The organism is Pseudonocardia sp. ZF1, from assembly GCF_056835605.1.
On the sequence record NZ_JAJNBY010000001.1, the window covers coordinates 3,988,102 to 4,005,712 of the forward strand.

Below are 17,611 nucleotides of genomic sequence, written 5' to 3' on the forward strand. Positions count from 1 at the left end.
AAACAATCCGGAAATGAGAAATGCCCCGGACTCGACAGTCCGGGGCACATCCCATGAAAGTTGAATGTCGGCGGCGACCTACTCTCCCACACCCTGGCGAGTGCAGTACCATCGGCGCTGGAAGGCTTAGCTACCGGGTTCGGAATGGGACCGGGCGTTTCCCTACCGCAATGACCACCGACAACACTATCCAACTATCACCCCACCCCGAACCCGGGACAGGGGTCGAGCACACACACCGACTCCACACCGGCCCGGGCATACCCGGGGGGAAGGTGTGGATGGTTGTGGACTCAGGGTCACACAGTGGATGCGAACAACTCGTTGTGGCAAGCCCTCGGCCTATTAGTACCGGTCAACTCCACCCCTCACAGGGCTTCCATCTCCGGCCTATCAACCCAGTCATCTACTGGGAGCCTTACCCACTCGAAGGTGGTGGGAGACCTCATCTTGGAACAGGCTTCCCGCTTAGATGCCTTCAGCGGTTATCCCTCCCGAACATAGCCAACCAGCCGTGCCCCTGGCGGGACAACTGGCACACCAGAGGTTCGTCCGTCCCGGTCCTCTCGTACTAGGGACAGCCTTCCTCAAGTCTCCAACGCGCGCGGCGGATAGGGACCGAACTGTCTCACGACGTTCTAAACCCAGCTCGCGTACCGCTTTAATGGGCGAACAGCCCAACCCTTGGGACCTACTCCAGCCCCAGGATGCGACGAGCCGACATCGAGGTGCCAAACCATGCCGTCGATATGGACTCTTGGGCAAGATCAGCCTGTTATCCCCGGGGTACCTTTTATCCGTTGAGCGACACCCCTTCCACAAGGTGGTGCCGGATCACTAGTCCCGACTTTCGTCCCTGCTCGACCCGTCAGTCTCACAGTCAAGCTCCCTTGTGCACTTACACTCAACACCTGATTGCCAACCAGGCTGAGGGAACCTTTGGGCGCCTCCGTTACTCTTTGGGAGGCAACCGCCCCAGTTAAACTACCCACCAGGCACTGTCCCTGAACCAGATCATGGCCCGAGGTTAAGACACCCAATTCGACCAGAGTGGTATTTCAACAACGACTCCACCACCACTGGCGTGGCGATTTCACAGTCTCCCACCTATCCTACACAAGCCGAACCGAGCATCAATACCAAGCTATAGTAAAGGTCCCGGGGTCTTTCCGTCCTGCCGCGCGTAACGAGCATCTTTACTCGTAGTGCAATTTCGCCGAGTCTGTGGTCGAGACAGCGCCCAAGTCGTTACGCCATTCGTGCAGGTCGGAACTTACCCGACAAGGAATTTCGCTACCTTAGGATGGTTATAGTTACCACCGCCGTTTACTGGCGCTTAAATTCTCCGCTTCGCCCCGAAGAGCTAACAGGTCCTCTTAACGTTCCAGCACCGGGCAGGCGTCAGTCCGTATACATCGTCTTGCGACTTCGCACGGACCTGTGTTTTTAGTAAACAGTCGCTTGGGCCTGGTCTCTGCGACCGGCCGTCCCTAGCCCGCAAGGAGCCTCAAGACAACCGGCCCTCCTTCTCCCGAAGTTACGGAGGTATTTTGCCGAATTCCTTAACCACAGTTCGCTCGATCGCCTCGGTATTCTCTACCTGACCACCTGTGTCGGTTTGGGGTACGGGCCGCAACAGCACTCGCTAGAGGCTTTTCTCGACAGCATGGGATCACCCTCTTCGCCTCAATCGGCTACGCATCACCTCTCACCCTTCGATGAGCCCCGGATTTACCTAGGACTCGGGCTACAGGCTTACACCACGACAACCACCGCGTGGCGGAGCTACCCTCCTGCGTCACCCCATCACTTGCCTACTACCAGATCGGATCCCACGCTCCCCCACAAACAACACTCCCGAAGGAACGAAGGTGGGTTCGGATGGTTAGCATCACCAGCCTCGGCATGGACGCACTATCACGAGCACGGGAATATCAACCCGTTGTCCATCGACTACGCCTGACGGCCTCGCCTTAGGTCCCGGCTCACCCTGGGCGGAACAACCTGGCCCAGGAACCCTTGGTCATCCGGCGGCAGAGATTCTCACTCTGCATTCGCTACTCATGCCTGCATTCTCACTCCCACACCCTCCACCCGTAAATCACTCCCGGGCTTCACCAGATGCAGGACGCTCCCCTACCCAACAACACCTAAGTGTCATTGCCACGGCTTCGGCGGTGCGCTTGAGCCCCGCTACATTGTCGGCGCAGGACCACTTGACCAGTGAGCTATTACGCACTCTTTCAAGGGTGGCTGCTTCTAAGCCAACCTCCTGGTTGTCCGGGCGATCCCACATCCTTTCCCACTTAGCGCACGCTTAGGGGCCTTAGCCGGTGATCTGGGCTGTTTCCCTCTCGACCACGAAGCTTATCCCCCGCAGTCTCACTGCCGCGCTCTCACTCACCGGCATTCGGAGTTTGGCTGACTTCGGTAAGCTTGTCGGCCCCCTAGGCCATCCAGTGCTCTACCTCCGGTGAGAAACACACGACGCTGCACCTAAATGCATTTCGGGGAGAACCAGCTATCACGAAGTTTGATTGGCCTTTCACCCCTACCCACAGCTCATCCCCCAGGTTTTCAACCCTGGTGGGTTCGGGCCTCCACGACGTCTTACCGACGCTTCACCCTGGCCATGGGTAGATCACTCCGCTTCGGGTCTACACCCCGCGACTCAGACGCCCTATTCGGACTCGCTTTCGCTACGGCTACCCCACACAGGTTAACCTCGCCACGAAGCATAACTCGCAGGCTCATTCTTCAAAAGGCACGCCATCACCCCGAAAGGCTCTGACGGCTTGTAAGCACACGGTTTCAGGTACTATTTCACTCCCCTCCCGGGGTACTTTTCACCTTTCCCTCACGGTACTTGTCCGCTATCGGTCATCAGGTAGTATTTAGGCTTGACGGGTGGTCCCGCCAGATTCACAGCGAATTTCACGGGCTCGCTGCTACTCGAGAACACGCCCACAACAGAACCCAGTGTTTTCGCGTACGGGGCTATCACCCACTACGGCCGACCATCCCAGAGTCGTTCCGCTAACACAGGCACTTGCTGTCCCACCCTCGGCAGAAGATGAACGACACGTCTCACAACCCCGCACCCGCAACGCCTGCCGGCTTGACACGGACACGGTTTAGCCTCTTCCGCTTTCGCTCGCCACTACTCACGGAATCACTATTGTTTTCTCTTCCTGTGGGTACTGAGATGTTTCACTTCCCCACGTTCCCTCCACGCACCCTATGAATTCAGGTACGGGTAACGCCCCATGACGGGCGCTGGGTTTCCCCATTCGGACACCCTCGGATCACAGCTCGGTTGACAGCTCCCCGAGGCCTATCGCGGCCTCCCACGTCCTTCATCGGCTCCTGATGCCCAGGCATCCACCATGTGCTCTTAACAACTTGACCACAACAAGATGCTCGCATCCACTATGCAACACTCAACCCACAACCACACCCAACCAAGAAACAACCACCACCCACACACGCAGGCGTTAGGAAGCCCTCAACCAGAGCGGCCAAAGAAAACAACCCCAGCTCCGAAGAACCACAAGATGTCCTCTCAGGACCCAACAGTGTGCCAAGCCAAACGGTCCGACGTACTGCGTTCCACCCAACGCACCCGACCCACGAACGAGGCCGCAAATGCGATTCAATGAAGGAACCACAGACTCACCATGAGCAGAACTCACAGAGCATCGTGGCGCCCCATCACATGATGGGACTCCTTAGAAAGGAGGTGATCCAGCCGCACCTTCCGGTACGGCTACCTTGTTACGACTTCGTCCCAATCGCCAGTCCCACCTTCGACAGCTCCCTCCACAAGGGTTGGGCCGCCGGCTTCGGGTGTTACCAACTTTCGTGACGTGACGGGCGGTGTGTACAAGGCCCGGGAACGTATTCACCGCAGCGTTGCTGATCTGCGATTACTAGCGACTCCAACTTCACGGGGTCGAGTTGCAGACCCCGATCCGAACTGAGACTCACTTTAAGGGATTCGCTCCACCTCACGGTCTCGCAGCCCTCTGTATGAGCCATTGTAGCATGTGTGAAGCCCTGGACATAAGGGGCATGATGACTTGACGTCATCCCCACCTTCCTCCGAGTTGACCCCGGCAGTCTCCCATGAGTCCCCACCATTACGTGCTGGCAACATGGAACAAGGGTTGCGCTCGTTGCGGGACTTAACCCAACATCTCACGACACGAGCTGACGACAGCCATGCACCACCTGCACACCAACCACAAGGGAAGCCCTATCTCTAGGGATGTCTGGTGCATGTCAAACCCAGGTAAGGTTCTTCGCGTTGCATCGAATTAATCCACATGCTCCGCCGCTTGTGCGGGCCCCCGTCAATTCCTTTGAGTTTTAGCCTTGCGGCCGTACTCCCCAGGCGGGGCGCTTAATGCGTTAGCTGCGGCACAGAAACCGTGGAATGGTCCCCACACCTAGCGCCCAACGTTTACGGCGTGGACTACCAGGGTATCTAATCCTGTTCGCTCCCCACGCTTTCGCTCCTCAGCGTCAGTATCGGCCCAGAGACCCGCCTTCGCCACCGGTGTTCCTCCTGATATCTGCGCATTTCACCGCTACACCAGGAATTCCAGTCTCCCCTGCCGAACTCAAGTGATGCCCGTATCGACCGCACGCTCAGAGTTAAGCCCCAAGTTTTCACGGCCGACGCGACACACCGCCTACGAGCTCTTTACGCCCAATAATTCCGGACAACGCTCGCACCCTACGTGTTACCGCGGCTGCTGGCACGTAGTTGGCCGGTGCTTCTTCTCCAGGTACCGTCAATCGCTCTTCGTCCCTGGCGAAAGAGGTTTACAACCCGAAGGCCGTCATCCCCCACGCGGCGTCGCTGCGTCAGGCTTCCGCCCATTGCGCAATATTCCCCACTGCTGCCTCCCGTAGGAGTCTGGGCCGTGTCTCAGTCCCAGTGTGGCCGGTCGCCCTCTCAGGCCGGCTACCCGTCACCGCCTTGGTAGGCCATCACCCCACCAACAAGCTGATAGGCCGCGGGCCCATCCCCCACCGAAAAAACTTTCCACCACCAACCATGCGATCAGTGGTCCTATCCGGTATTAGACCCAGTTTCCCGGGCTTATCCCAGAGTGGAGGGCAGGTCACCCACGTGTTACTCACCCGTTCGCCGCTCGTGTACCCCCGAAAGGGCCTTACCGCTCGACTTGCATGTGTTAAGCACGCCGCCAGCGTTCGTCCTGAGCCAGGATCAAACTCTCCAACAAAACCCTGACTTGCAACAAACAACTAGCCACAACACCCGACGGGATCGAATGCTGTAACCAAACAAACAATTTGGCACAAAACGCCAAACCGAATCAAAATAGCTCGACACACTGTTGAGTTCTCAAAAGACACCCGCACCGCACTCACCCAACCCCCAACAAGGAAGCAGGATCCTGAAGACGGATCGCCTTGACCCACAAAGGTAACCACACCGAGAAACTCGATGAACCACCGGGGGTCGCCGTCCGCGGGGCCTGTTGACCGAACCCCTCAGGGCCCGTTCTGTCCGGCTCACTCGCTGACGGAAAGAAAGTTACACGGTCCGTCGGACGCCGTTCACAGGGGGGTCGGTTTTCCACATCGCCGCAGGTCAGCGGGCTCGTGGCGCCGCCACCCCGGCACGCTGGGCCGACGGGCCGCAGGCGCGGCGTCGTCGCACCCCGTCCGGGACCGGGCCGGCGCGTGTGATCGGGACATTGACGACAAACGATAACCGTCGTGGTTATCGTTCCGGTGATGTCGACACACCCGAACGGACCCGGCTCCGCCACCCCCCTGCTCGCGATCGAGGCGCTGACGGTCACCGTCGGCGGTCGCGACGTCGTCGACGGGGTGGGCCTGCGGGTCGGACCGGGTGAGCGGGTCGCGCTCCTCGGCCCGTCGGGGTCCGGCAAGTCCCTGACCGCTGCCGCGGTGCTCGGGCGCCTCCCCGCCGTCGCGTCGCTGCGGGGCCGCGTCCTGCTGGGCGGTACCGACGTGGGCGCGGTCACGGCCGCGCGGCGGGACCGCGCGGTCCGGCTGGCGGCCGTCGGGCAGGACACCCGCACCGCGCTCAACCCCCTGGTGGCGGTGGGGACCCAGCTGCGGGCCGCGGTGCGGGCCAACGGGGGTGACGACCGGCCCGGGGCCCTGCGGGAGGCCCTCGCGGCGACCGGCATCGAGGACCCCGGCCGCGTCCTGGGCGGGCATCCCGGCGAGCTGTCCGGCGGGCAGCGCCAGCGCGTGCAGCTGGCGCTCGCCCTGGCCTGCCGCCCGCACCTGCTGGTCGCGGACGAGCCGACCACGGCCCTGGACCCGGTCAACCGGCGGCGCGTGCTCGACCTGCTGGCGTCCGGCCTGGCCGGCACCGGGACCGCTCTGCTGTTCATCAGCCACGACACCGCCGCCGCGCACGAGCTCTGCGACCGCGCCGTGCATCTGCGCGGGGGGCGCGTCGTGGATCCCGCCCCCCTGCCGGCGCACACCCCGCGGCCCGCTCCCGCGCCGTCCGCCGGCCCCGGTGGCCCGCTGCTCGTCGCCCGTGGCCTGCACCGCGTCCACCCCGGGCCCGGACGACGTCGCCCGGCGCCGGTGGCCGCGCTGCGCGGGGTCGACCTCACCGTGCACGCGGGCGAGCGCGTCGCCCTGGCCGGGACGTCGGGGGCGGGGAAGTCCACGCTGCTCCGGATCCTGCTCGCCCTCGAGCCCGCCGACGCGGGGTCGGTCACCGCCGACGGCGCGGACGTCCGTCCCGGACCCGTGCGGCGGCTGCGTGCCTTCCGCCGCGCCGTGCAGTACGTCCCGCAGGACCCCGCCGGGTCGCTCGACCCGCGGATGACCGCGCGCGACCTCGTCGCCGAACCGCTGCGCCGCCTCGGGGCCCCGGCCGCCCGGTCCGCGGCCGGGCGGGCCCGCGCGGCCGCGGCCGCGCTCGACGACGTCGGCCTGCCCGCGGCGCTGGCCGACCGGCGTCCGGGCGAGCTGTCCGGGGGCCAGGCCCAGCGGGTCGCGCTGGCGCGCGCGCTCGTCGTCGGGCCGCGCCTGCTGCTCGCCGACGAGCCGGTGAGCGGGCTCGACCCGGCGCTGCGCGACCAGGTCGTCGACCTGTTCGCCGACACCTGTGCCGCTCACGGCACCGGGCTGCTCCTGGTGTCGCACGACCTGGCGGTCGCGGCGGCGCTCTGCCCGCGCACCGTCGTCCTGCACGACGGCCTGGTCGTCGACGACCGCCCGACCGCCGAGCTGCTCGCCGCGCCGCAGCACCCCGCCGTCGCCGCGCTCGTCGGCGCCACGGCCCCCCTGTCCGTCTGAACCGTCCCGCCACCCACGAACCCGGAGGACACCTGTGTCCCGACCCCGCCGCATCGCGGCAGCCCTCGCGCTCGGAGCGTCCGCGCTGCTGCTCACCGGATGCTTCGCCGCCCCACCGCAGACCGGCGGGACGGGCGCGGTCGGCGACCGCGTCGCCGTCGCGATGCTGCAGCCGCCCCGCTCCGGCCTGACCCCCTTCAGCGACGACGCGTTCAAGCTGTCCCGCTGGCGCACCGCCGAGACCCTGGTGCAGCTCGACGCCGCCGGCGACGCCCTGCCGATGCTCGCCACCTCCTGGTCCCGCGTCGACCCCACGACCTGGCGGTTCACGTTGCGCGACGACGTCGCCTTCCACGACGGCACCGCGCTGACCGCCGCGCACGTCGCCGACGTGCTCACCCGTGCGACCCGGGCCTCGCCGCCCCCGCGGATCCTCGACGGCGTCGACCTCGCCGCCCGCGCCGACGGCGACGACGCGGTGCTGGTGACCACCGGCGTGGCCGACCCGCTGGTCCCGCAGCGCCTGTCCAGCCCGCAGCTGTCCGTGCTCGCCCCCGCCGCCTACACCGGGGACCGCGTGGACCCGGTCGGGCACGGCTCCGGCCCGTTCCGGCTCACCGCGGTGCAGGGCACCACCTCGGCCACCCTCGACCGCCACGACGGCTACTGGGGCGAGCCCGCCCGCGTCGCCGGCGTCGACGTCACCTTCGTCCCGGACGGCACCGCCCGCGCGGCGGCGCTGCGCACCGGCACCGCCGACGTCGTCGAGGCCGTCCCGCCCGGCCAGTACCCGCTGCTCGACCCCGCGCTGGTGCACGAGGTCCCCATGCCGCGCACCAACACGCTCTACCTGAACACCGCCCGCGGCCCGTTCGCCGACCCCGCCGTGCGCGCCGCCGCCCGTGCCGCCGTCGACCGCGCCGCACTGGTCGCGAGCGCCTACGAGGGGCGCGCCGACGTCGCGCAGGGCCTGCTCGGGCCCGCGCTGCCGTGGGCCGCGCCGCTGCGCGACGACCCCTCCTACGCGCAGGCGCTCGCCGCCCGCCCCGCGCCCGCCGCGGTGCGCGGCGTGCCGATCACGCTGGGCACCTTCACCGACCGCAGCGAGCTGCCCGAGGTCGCGGTGCTGCTGGAGCAGCAGCTGGAGGCGGCCGGGTTCGTCGTCACCCAGGACGTGCGCGAGTACGCGGCGATCGAGGCCGACGCGCTCGACGGCGCGTTCGACGCGTTCGTGCTGTCCCGCGCGACCGTGCTCGACTCCGGCGACCCCGTCGCCTACCTGGCCAGCGACTTCGGCTGCGGCGGCGGGTTCAACATCTCCCAGTTCTGCGACCCGGGTGTGCAGGCCGCGCTGGAGCGCGCCGCGGGCACCGAGGCCGGACCGGAGCGCCGCGCCGCGACCGCCCGCGCCGAGGCCGCCGTCCTCGCCGCCGACGCCGCCGTCCCGCTGCTGCACGAGCGGGTGATCCAGGGCGAGTCCGCGCGCGTCGGCGGGGTCGCCCGCGACCCCCGCGAACGCGATCTGGTCACCACGGACACGGTGCTGGGGGCGCCGTGACCGCGGTGGCCGTCCCGGCGCCGGTCCGGCCGCGGCGGTCCGGGCCGCGCGACGGCGCCGTCGTCGCGCTGTCGCGGGTGCTGGCCGGGGCCGCGGTGGTCGCCGGCGTCGGTGTGCTGCCCTGGCTGTCGCAGCGCTCCCCCGAGCTCGCCGTGCTGCGGGCCCGCTCCGCCGAGCAGGAGGCGACGCCGGCGGCGCTGGCCTCGATCCGCGCGGAGCTCGGGCTCGACGCCGGGCCGTGGGTGGTCGTCGGACGCTGGCTGTCCGGTGTCGCGACCGGGGACCTGGGCACCTCGTGGGCCTCCGGTGCGCCGGTGCTCGGGTCGGTGTTGTCCGGGCTCGGGGTGTCGCTGACCCTGGTGGGCTTCGCGCTCGTCGTCGCCGCGCTGGTGGCGGCGGTGCTGGTCGTCCCGGCCCTGCGCCGCGGTGTGCGCGGCGCGCGCGCCGGGACGGCGGGGGGCTCGGGCGCGGCCGGCGCCGCGCTGACGGCACTGCCGGAGTTCCTGCTCGCGACGTTCCTGCTGGTGGTCGTCGCGGTCTGGCTCGGCTGGCTGCCACCCTACGGCTGGGCTGGCCCGCGGTACGCGGTCCTGCCCGCGCTGGCGCTGGGCCTGCCCGCCGGCGGCCTGGTCGGACGCCTGCTCGCCGAGTCCGTCGCGTCCGCGGCGACCGAACCGTGGGTCGGCACCTGGCAGACCGCCGGATTGCCGCGCCGGCGGACCGCCGCGGCGGTGCTGCGCCGCGCGACCGCGCCGGTGCTGCCCCAGATCGGGCTGGTGCTGGTCGGGCTCACCGGCGGGGCCGTCGCCGTCGAGCAGGTCTTCGCCGTGCCCGGGCTCGGGCGCACGACCCTCGGCGCCGCGGCCACCCTGGACCTGCCGCTGCTGCAGGGCGGGGTGCTGGCCCTGCTCGCCGGCGCGGTGCTCGCCGGCGCCGGGGCGGGGGCCGCCCGCCGGGCGGTGCTCGGCCGGGCCGCCCGCACCGGTGACGTACCCGTCCCCACCGCGGTGACGGCGGTGCGCCGCTCCCGCTGGGTCGTGCCCGGGGTCGCGGGCGGGGTGCTCGCGCTCGTCGTGCTCGCCGGGCTGCCGCGCGACCCGTTCACCTCCGCCCACCCGCGGCTGGCGTCGCCCTCGGCGGCCCTGCCGCTCGGCAGCGACGCCGTCGGGCGCGACCTGCTCGCCCGGGTCGCCCACGGGGCGCTGCTCACCACGGGGACCGCGCTGCTGGTCGTGCTGGTGGCGCTGGTCGTCGGCGTGCTGATCGGGCTGGCGCCACGGATCGCGACCGGGTTCGCCGAGGTCGCGAACGCGGCGCCGCCGGTGCTCGCCGGTCTGGTCGTCGCCGCGGTGCTCGGCCCCTCGGCCGTCGGGGCCGCGGTCGGCGTCGCCCTGGTGAGCTGGGCGCCGCTGGCCGCGCACACGGCGTCGCTGGTGGCCGAGATCCGGGCGCAGCCGCACGTGCGGGTGCTGCCCGTGCTGGGCGTCGGGCCGGCCCGCGCGCTCGGGGCGCACGTGCTGCCCGCCGCGGCCGGCCCGCTGGTGCGGCACGCGGTGCTGCGGCTGCCGGGCACCGCGCTCGCGCTGGCCTCGCTCGGGTTCCTCGGCCTCGGCCCGCAGCCGCCGAGCCCGGAGTGGGGACGGCTGCTGGCCGACGGCATGCCCTACGTCGAGCGCGCCCCCTGGGCCGTGCTGGCACCGGCCGGGATGCTCGTGCTCGTCGCGGTGCTGGCGGTGTCGCTCGCGGCCGCCGGACGGCGGCCGCGAACGCGCTGATTCAGGCCGCTCGGGCCGCCGCCGGGCGGCGCCGCAGCCCGCGGCGCTCCCGGCGGTGCTCGGACTCGCGGATCCCGCGGGCCGGCAGCGACAGCCGCCAGATCGACCGCGTGGCCTGCCAGAACTGCCGCGGGAACGGGCCCGTGGTGTAGGGCAGGTCGTACTTCTCGCACAGCGCCCGGATCTTCACCGCGATCTCCGGGTACCGGTTCGACGGCAGGTCCGGGAACAGGTGGTGCTCGATCTGGTACCCGAGGCTGCCGGACATGACGTGCATCAGGCGGTTGCCGGTGAAGTTGGCCGAGCCGAGCAGCTGACGCAGGTACCACTCGCCGCGCGTCTCCCCCTCCAGCTCCTCCTCGGTAAAGACCTCGGCGCCGTCGGGGAAGTGCCCGCAGAAGATGATCGCGTAGGACCAGATGTTGCGGACGACGTTCGCGGTGGCGTTCGCGGTCAGCGTCGAGACCGCGGCGGGGCCGGTGAGCAGCGGGAACAGCAGGAAGTCCTTGCGCATCTGCCGGGCGTGCTTGCGGCCGACGTCGAGCAGCTTGCGGCGGAACTCCTCGGGGTCCTCCAGCTGCATCTTCAGCAGGCCGTCGACGTCGAGGTCGTGCAGCGACACACCGTGCTCGAACAGCAGCATCAGCAGGACGTTCCAGAACGGCTGCCCCAGGTAGGCGGGGTGCCAGGGCTGGTCGGCGCGGACCCGGAGGATCTCGTAGCCGACGTCCTTGTCCTTGCCGATCACGTTCGTGTACGTGTGGTGCAGGTAGTTGTGCGAGTGCCGCCACTGCTCGGCGGGGCACACGTTGTCCCACTCCCACGTCGACGAGTGGATCTCCGGGTCGTTCATCCAGTCCCACTGGCCGTGCATGACGTTGTGCCCGATCTCCATGTTCTCCAGGATCTTCGCGACCGAGAGCATGGCGGTGCCGGCGAGCCAGAGCGGCGGGATCCGGCTGCCGAACAGCGTGACCCGCGCGGCGACGTTCAGCCGCCGCTGCCAGGTGATCATCGTGCGGATGTAGTCGGCGTCGTGCTGGCCGCGACGCTCCTCGACGTCGGCGCGGATCGCGTCGAGCTCGTGCCCGATCGCCTCCACGTCGGCCTCGGTGAGGTGGGCGAACTCCTTGACGTCGGAGATGGCCACGACGTTCCTCCTGGGTGTGAGCGGTGTCGGGTCTCGGTGTCAGATCTCCAGGACGCAGTCACCGGCGGCGGCGGTGATGCAGGTCTGGATCCTCTCGGCGGGGGTGTCGGGGTCGCCGCGGCGTTCGGTGCCGTCGCGCAGGTCGCGCACCGAGCCCGACCGCAGGCCGACGGTGCAGGTGTGGCAGATGCCCATCCGGCAGCCGTAGGGCAGGTCGAGGCCGGCCTTCTCCCCGGCGTCGAGCAGGGTGGTGGCGCCGTCGATGTCGACGGTGGCGTCGCCGTCGCCCGAGGAGGTGGCGGCGGAGCCGCGGCGGACGAAGGTGACCGTGCCGCCCTCCGCCTCACCCCCGCGCAACGACGCGGAGAAGCGCTCGACGTGCAGCGCCGCGCCCCGGCCCGCGGACTCCCACAGGTCCTCGGCCTCGTCGAGCATCGCCTCCGGGCCGCACGCCCAGGTGCTGCGCTCGCGCCAGTCCGGGCAGTACTCGGCCAGCCCGTCGGGGGTGAGCCTGCCGTGCTCACCGGTGAGGTGCAGCTGCACCCGCAACGACGGGTGCCGCGCGGACAGGGCGTCGAGCTCGTCGGCGAAGATGACGTCGCCGTCGCGCGGGGCCGAGTGCACGAGCACCACGTCGGTGACGGTGTCGCGACGGTCCAGGGTCCGCAGCATCGCCATGATCGGGGTGATGCCGCTGCCCGCGGTGAGGAACAGCAGCCGCTCCGGTGGCGGGTCGGGCAGCACGAACTCGCCCTGGGGCAGCGCCAGGCGCACCACCGTGCCGGGCCCGACGCCGTCGACGAGATGGCGGGACAGGAAGCCCTCCGGCATCGCCTTCACGGTGATCGAGATGTGCCTGCGGTCGCGGCGCGGCTCGGAGGTCAGCGAGTAGGAACGCCAGTGGAAACGGCCCTCCACCTCGACGCCGATCCCGACGTACTGGCCGGCGCGGTGGTCGAACGACCACCCCAGGCCGGGGCGAATGACCAGTGTCGCGGCGTCGGCCGTCTCGGGCACGACCTTCACCACCCGCCCGCGCAGCTCCCGCGCCGACCACAGCGGGTTGAGCAGCAGCAGGTAGTCGTCGGGCAGCAGTGGCGTGGTGAAACGGGCGGCCGCCTTGCGTGCGCGGCGCAGCCCCCTCGGCAGTACGGCGTCGGTCATGACCCACCTCGTCGTCGCGGTCGGGGACCATCGGACCCGATCTCGGTGGTGACGGCAAGTTGGGACGGCGACACCCCCGTCACCAGTGAGGACGGCGTCGGCTTCCGACCTGCAGGAACGTTACATCGGTTTCTCCGTCAACGATGTCGAGATCGACTGTCTAGGATCGTCCGGGTGGCGGACTTCCCGATCGAGGAGCTGGCCCGCCGGGCGGGGATGACCGTGCGGACGGTGCGGTCCTACATCACGCGCGGGTTGCTCCCGCCGGGCGAGCGGGCCGGCCGGGCCGCCCGCTACACCGACACCCACCTCGACCGGCTGGACCTGGTCAACGGGTTGCGCCGGCGCGGCTTCTCCCTCGGGGCGATCGAGGTGCTCGTCACCCAGGACCCCGAACGGACCGCCGAGGAGGCGCTGCGGCTCTACCGCGGGATGCTCGCCCCGTGGCAGCCGGAGGAGCCCGTCGAGGTCGACGGGACGGAGCTGCCCACCCACCTCGGGCTCGACCCGGACGCGGTGTCGGCCGACGAGCTGGTCCGGCACCTGTGCGCGACGGGTGTCGTCGAGATCGCGGCGCACGGACGGCTGCGCATCCTGCGGCCCGACCTCGCCCGGGCCGCCGCGGAGGCCGTACGGTTGGGCATCCCGCCCGCGGCGCTGGTGGGGCTGCGCCGGCGCCTCGACGACCACACCGGCGCCGTCGCCGAGATGTTCGTCGAGCTGTTCGCCCGGCAGGTGTGGGACGAGCACGTCGAGGCCGGGCTGCCCGCCGGCGACGCGCCCCGGATCCAGCAGACCGTCGAACAGCTGCAGCCGGTCGCGACACTGGCGCTGCTGTCGTCGTTCCGCTCGCGCATGCAGGACGCGATGGACGCCTTCATCACCCGGATCTCCGACGACATCTCCCCCGAGGCCGGACGCGCGATGGGGATCCGGACGACGGACCTGGACGATCGTTGACTCTTCAACGATGATGCGCCGGTGAGCACCGTGACGACGGACGTCCTCGTGATCGGCAGCGGGCCCGCGGGCTCCTCGGCCGCCCTGTTCCTCGCCGGTCTCGGCGTGGACCACCTCGTGATCACCAAGTACCGGTGGACCGCCGACACCCCGCGAGCGCACATCACCAACCAGCGCACCGTCGAGATCCTGCGCGACCAGGGGGTGGAGGCCGACGTCGTCGCCGAGGGGACGCCGTCGCACCTCATGGGCGAGACGGTGTTCTGCACCGCGCTCGCCGGCGACGAGCTCGGCCGGGTCCGGACCTGGGGCACCCACCCCGCGCGACGCGCCGACTACACCCTGGCCAGCCCGTCGTCGCACTGCGACCTGCCCCAGAACATCCTCGAGCCGATCCTGGTGGGCCGCGCCGCCGAGCGCGGCAGCCGGGTCCGCTTCGACACCGAGTACAGCCATCACGTCCAGGACGACGACGGCGTCACCGTCACCGCGCGCGACCGGCTCACCGGGGCGGAGCTGACGATCCGGGCCCGCTACGTGATCGGCTCCGACGGTGGGCGCAGCGCCGTCGCCCGGGACGCGGGCCTGCCCTTCGACGGCCGCGGCGAGCTCGCGGGCAGCATGAACATCGTCTTCGACGCCGACCTCACCGCGCTGGTCGAGCACCGGCCGAGTGTCCTGTACTGGGTGCTGCAGCCCGGTGCCGACGTCGGCGGCATCGGGATGGGCGTGCTGCGCATGGTGCGGCCGTGGACCCGCTGGATGGCGATCTGGGGCTACGACCTCGCCGGTCCCCCGCCGGAGCTCGACGACGCCGCGGCTACGGCGATCGTCCACGACCTGATCGGTGACGACTCCGTGCCGGTGACGATCCGCTCGACCTCGGTGTGGACGGTCAACGAGCAGTGGGCCACCCGCTACCGGTCGGGCCGGGTGTTCTGCGCCGGTGACGCCGTGCACCGCCACCCGCCGTCGAACGGGCTGGGCTCCAACACCTCGATCCAGGACTCCTACAACCTGTGCTGGAAGCTCGCGATGGTGCTGCGCGGCACCGCCGGGCCGGGGCTGCTGGACTCCTACGACGCCGAGCGCGCCCCCGTCGGCGAGCAGATCGTGCGTCGCGCCAACCGCTCGGTGGAGGAGTTCGGCCCCATCTTCACCGCGCTCGGGCTCACCCCGGGCGCCGATCCCGAGGCCATGCGCGCCTCGATGGCGGCCCGCGCCGACGACTCCCCCACCGGGGCCCGGCGGCGCGCCGAGCTGCGGGCGGCGCTGGAGGCCAAGGACTACGAGTTCAACGCGCACGGCGTCGAGATGGGCCAGGCCTACACCGGCCCCGGCGTCGTCGCCGACGGCACGCCCGAGCCGCCGCCCGGGCGGGATCCGGAGCTGTTCTACCGGCCGACCACCCGGCCCGGGCACCGGCTGCCGCACTGCTGGCTGGGTCGCGACGGGCACCGGGTCTCCACCCACGACATCACCGGCAAGGGCCGGTTCGCCCTGCTCACCGGCATCGCGGGCGGTGCCTGGGCCACGGCCGCGGACACCGTCGCCGCCGAGCTGGGGATCGACCTGGCCGCGCACGTGGTCGGCCCGGGCCGCGAGCACACCGACCTCTACGACGACTGGGCCCGGCTGCGCGAGGTCGGCGAGGACGGCTGCGTCCTCGTCCGCCCGGACGCCCACGTCGCCTGGCGCAGCGACGCGCTCGTCGCCGACCCGGCGGCCGCGCTGCGCGAGGTGCTGGGGAGCATCCTGGACCGGACCCCGGAGGTGACCGCATGACCGGCTTCGTCCACGACCCCTCCCCCGCGCGGGTGGTGTTCGGCCCCGGCACGCTCGACGACCTCGCCGCGGAGGTGACGCGGCTCGGCCGGTCGCGGGTGTTCCTCGTCGGCGGCCGCCACCCCGCGGGCGCGGCGGACCGGGCGCGGGCCGCGCTCGGGTCGCTGCTCGCCGGACAGTTCGACCGGGCCGCCGTGCACACCCCGGTGACGGTGACCGACGAGGCGCTGGCGGCGTTCACCGCGGCCGGGGCGGACTGCGTCGTCGCGATCGGGGGCGGCTCGCAGATCGGGCTGTCCAAGGCGCTCGCGGTGCGGACCGGTGCGGACCAGGTCGTCGTCCCCACGACGTACTCGGGCTCGGAGTGCACCGCGGTGCTCGGCGAGCTGGGGGTGGACACGCCGGGGGTGAAGACCACCCGGACCGACCCGGCGATCCGGCCGGAGACCGTCGTCTACGACACGACGCTCGTCGCCGACCTGCCGTCGCGGGTGGGGGTGCCGAGCGCGGTGAACGCGCTGGCACACGCCGTCGAGGCGCTGTGGAGCACCGACCGCGACCCGCTGACCGACGCCGCCGCCCTGGAGTCGGTGCGGCTGCTCACCGCGGGGCTGCGCGACGGCGACACCGACGCGCTGCTGCGCGGGGCATGGCTGGCCGGGACCTGCCTGGACCGGGCCGGCATGGCGCTGCAGCACAAGCTCGCCCACACCGTCGGCGGCTCCCTGGACCTGCCGCACGCCCCGACCCACGCGGTGCTGCTGCCGCACGTGATCGCCCACAACGCCGCCGCCGCACCGCGGATCGCCGAGGCGCTCGGACCGGACCCGGCCGGGACGGTGTTCGACCTGCTCGTCGCCGCCGGCGGGCCGACGTCGCTGGCCGGGCTGGGCGTCGACGAGGCCGACCTGGACCGGCTCGCCGACCAGGCCGTCGCGCGGCCGTACCCGAACCCGGTGCCGGTGACCCGCGACGGCGTGCGCGCCCTGCTCGGGCGGGCCTGGGCCGGGGAGCGGCCGGGCGACCCGGTGCGCGCCACCCTGGACGCGCTGACCGCGCAGGTCACCGCGTCGTTCGGCGGGCCCGACGAGCGGCTCCGCACCCTGCTGGCCGCGCTCGCGGCCACCCTGCACGGCTACGCGCGCGAGCACGACCTGACCCAGGACGAGTGGCAGGCCGCGATCGACTTCCTCACCCGGACCGGGCACCTCACCGACGAGCGGCGCCAGGAGTTCGTGCTGCTCTCGGACACCCTCGGACTGTCCAGTGTGGTGGACGTGCTGACCAACTCCCGCACCCCGGACACCACGTCCTCGGCCGTGCTCGGGCCGTTCTACACCGACGGCCCGCCGGAGCTGGACCAGGGAACCGACGTCTCCGCGGGGAAGAAGGGCACCCCGCTGTGGGTGGACGTGGTCGTCACCGACACCGGTGACGAGCCGGTCGCCGGGGCGGTCGTCGACATCTGGCAGTCCGACGAGGACGGCTTCTACGACCTGCAGCTGCCCGAGACCGAGGGCCCCGTCCTGCGCGGCCGGTTCCGCACCGACGACGCGGGCCGGCTGCGGTTCCGCTCGATCCTGCCCGCCGCCTACCCGATCCCGGCCGACGGACCGGTCGGGGAGATGCTGCACGCCACCGGACGGCACCCCTTCCGGGCGCCGCACCTGCATTTCCTCATCCAGGCGCCGGGGCACCGGCAGCTGATCACGCAGCTGTTCGTCGCCGGTGGGGAGCACCTCGACTCGGACACGGTGTTCGGTGTGAAGGAGGACCTGGTCGTGGACTTCGCGCCGCGCAGCGGCCCGATGCCCGACGGCCTCGAGCCCGACGGGGAGTGGCGGCTGCTGGAGTTCACCTTCCGGATCGCCCGCGATCGCTGATTCCTGCCCGATT

General features: G+C 70.2%; 8 protein-coding genes and 3 rRNA genes. 6 read left to right on the forward strand and 5 right to left on the reverse strand.

The window, feature by feature from the left end:
* Nucleotides 1–65 precede the first annotated feature (65 nt).
* The 3 genes from rrf to ZF1_RS19230 all read right to left on the reverse strand — a co-directional run bounded on the left by rrf (nucleotide 66) and on the right by ZF1_RS19230 (nucleotide 5,252).
* A 5S ribosomal RNA gene (gene rrf, locus ZF1_RS19220) occupies nucleotides 66–182 on the reverse strand.
* A 143-nt stretch (nucleotides 183–325) separates the two neighbouring features.
* A 23S ribosomal RNA gene (locus ZF1_RS19225) occupies nucleotides 326–3,408 on the reverse strand.
* A 324-nt stretch (nucleotides 3,409–3,732) separates the two neighbouring features.
* A 16S ribosomal RNA gene (locus ZF1_RS19230) occupies nucleotides 3,733–5,252 on the reverse strand.
* Together the 16S, 23S and 5S rRNA genes form the textbook arrangement of a ribosomal RNA operon.
* Before the next feature lie 517 nt (nucleotides 5,253–5,769).
* Between ZF1_RS19230 and ZF1_RS19235 the strand changes: the two genes are divergently transcribed.
* Genes ZF1_RS19235 through ZF1_RS19245 form a run of 3 tightly spaced genes read left to right on the forward strand, consistent with a single transcriptional unit; the run spans nucleotide 5,770 to nucleotide 10,656 of the window.
* Nucleotides 5,770–7,323 carry an ABC transporter ATP-binding protein gene (locus ZF1_RS19235; protein WP_482637972.1) on the forward strand — a complete coding sequence of 518 codons (1,554 nt, stop codon included), beginning with the start codon at nucleotides 5,770–5,772 and terminating at the stop codon, nucleotides 7,321–7,323.
* 34 nt (nucleotides 7,324–7,357) lie between these two features.
* Entirely contained in the window at nucleotides 7,358–8,881 is a 1,524-nt protein-coding gene (locus tag ZF1_RS19240; RefSeq protein ID WP_482637973.1) for an ABC transporter substrate-binding protein, read from the forward strand.
* A complete protein-coding gene (locus tag ZF1_RS19245) occupies nucleotides 8,878–10,656 on the forward strand; it encodes an ABC transporter permease subunit (RefSeq protein WP_482637974.1) in 1,779 nt (592 codons plus the stop codon). The genes ZF1_RS19240 and ZF1_RS19245 overlap by 4 nt, the downstream gene beginning before the upstream one ends.
* 1 nt (nucleotide 10,657) lies before the next feature.
* On the opposite strand, the gene ZF1_RS19250 is transcribed toward ZF1_RS19245, so the two are convergent.
* Together ZF1_RS19250 and ZF1_RS19255 are read right to left on the reverse strand one after the other, a co-directional pair.
* Nucleotides 10,658–11,806 carry a fatty acid desaturase family protein gene (locus ZF1_RS19250; RefSeq protein ID WP_251786481.1) on the reverse strand — a complete coding sequence of 383 codons (1,149 nt, stop codon included), beginning with the start codon at nucleotides 11,804–11,806 and terminating at the stop codon, nucleotides 10,658–10,660.
* 39 nt (nucleotides 11,807–11,845) lie between these two features.
* Nucleotides 11,846–12,970, reverse strand: coding sequence for a ferredoxin reductase (locus ZF1_RS19255; RefSeq protein WP_482637975.1), 1,125 nt, complete (start codon nucleotides 12,968–12,970; stop codon nucleotides 11,846–11,848).
* A 174-nt stretch (nucleotides 12,971–13,144) separates the two neighbouring features.
* On the opposite strand from ZF1_RS19255, the gene ZF1_RS19260 reads away from it, so the two are divergent.
* Genes ZF1_RS19260 through ZF1_RS19270 form a run of 3 tightly spaced genes read left to right on the forward strand, consistent with a single transcriptional unit; the run spans nucleotide 13,145 to nucleotide 17,598 of the window.
* Entirely contained in the window at nucleotides 13,145–13,930 is a 786-nt protein-coding gene (locus ZF1_RS19260; RefSeq protein WP_482637976.1) for a MerR family transcriptional regulator, read from the forward strand.
* Between the two features lie 21 nt (nucleotides 13,931–13,951).
* Nucleotides 13,952–15,715 (forward strand): FAD-dependent oxidoreductase, encoded by a 1,764-nt coding sequence (locus ZF1_RS19265; protein ID WP_482637977.1) that lies wholly within the window; start codon nucleotides 13,952–13,954, stop codon nucleotides 15,713–15,715.
* Nucleotides 15,712–17,598 (forward strand): maleylacetate reductase and hydroxyquinol 1,2-dioxygenase domain-containing protein, encoded by a 1,887-nt coding sequence (locus ZF1_RS19270; RefSeq protein WP_482637978.1) that lies wholly within the window; start codon nucleotides 15,712–15,714, stop codon nucleotides 17,596–17,598. The genes ZF1_RS19265 and ZF1_RS19270 overlap by 4 nt, the downstream gene beginning before the upstream one ends.
* Nucleotides 17,599–17,611 lie beyond the last annotated feature (13 nt).

Coding starts and splice junctions, on each gene's coding strand:
- ZF1_RS19235 (WP_482637972.1), top strand. CDS start 5,770: ATGTCGACACACCCGAACGGACCCGGCTCCGCCACCCCCCTGCTCGCG.
- ZF1_RS19255 (WP_482637975.1), bottom strand. CDS start 12,970: ATGACCGACGCCGTACTGCCGAGGGGGCTGCGCCGCGCACGCAAGGCG.
- ZF1_RS19270 (WP_482637978.1), top strand. CDS start 15,712: ATGACCGGCTTCGTCCACGACCCCTCCCCCGCGCGGGTGGTGTTCGGC.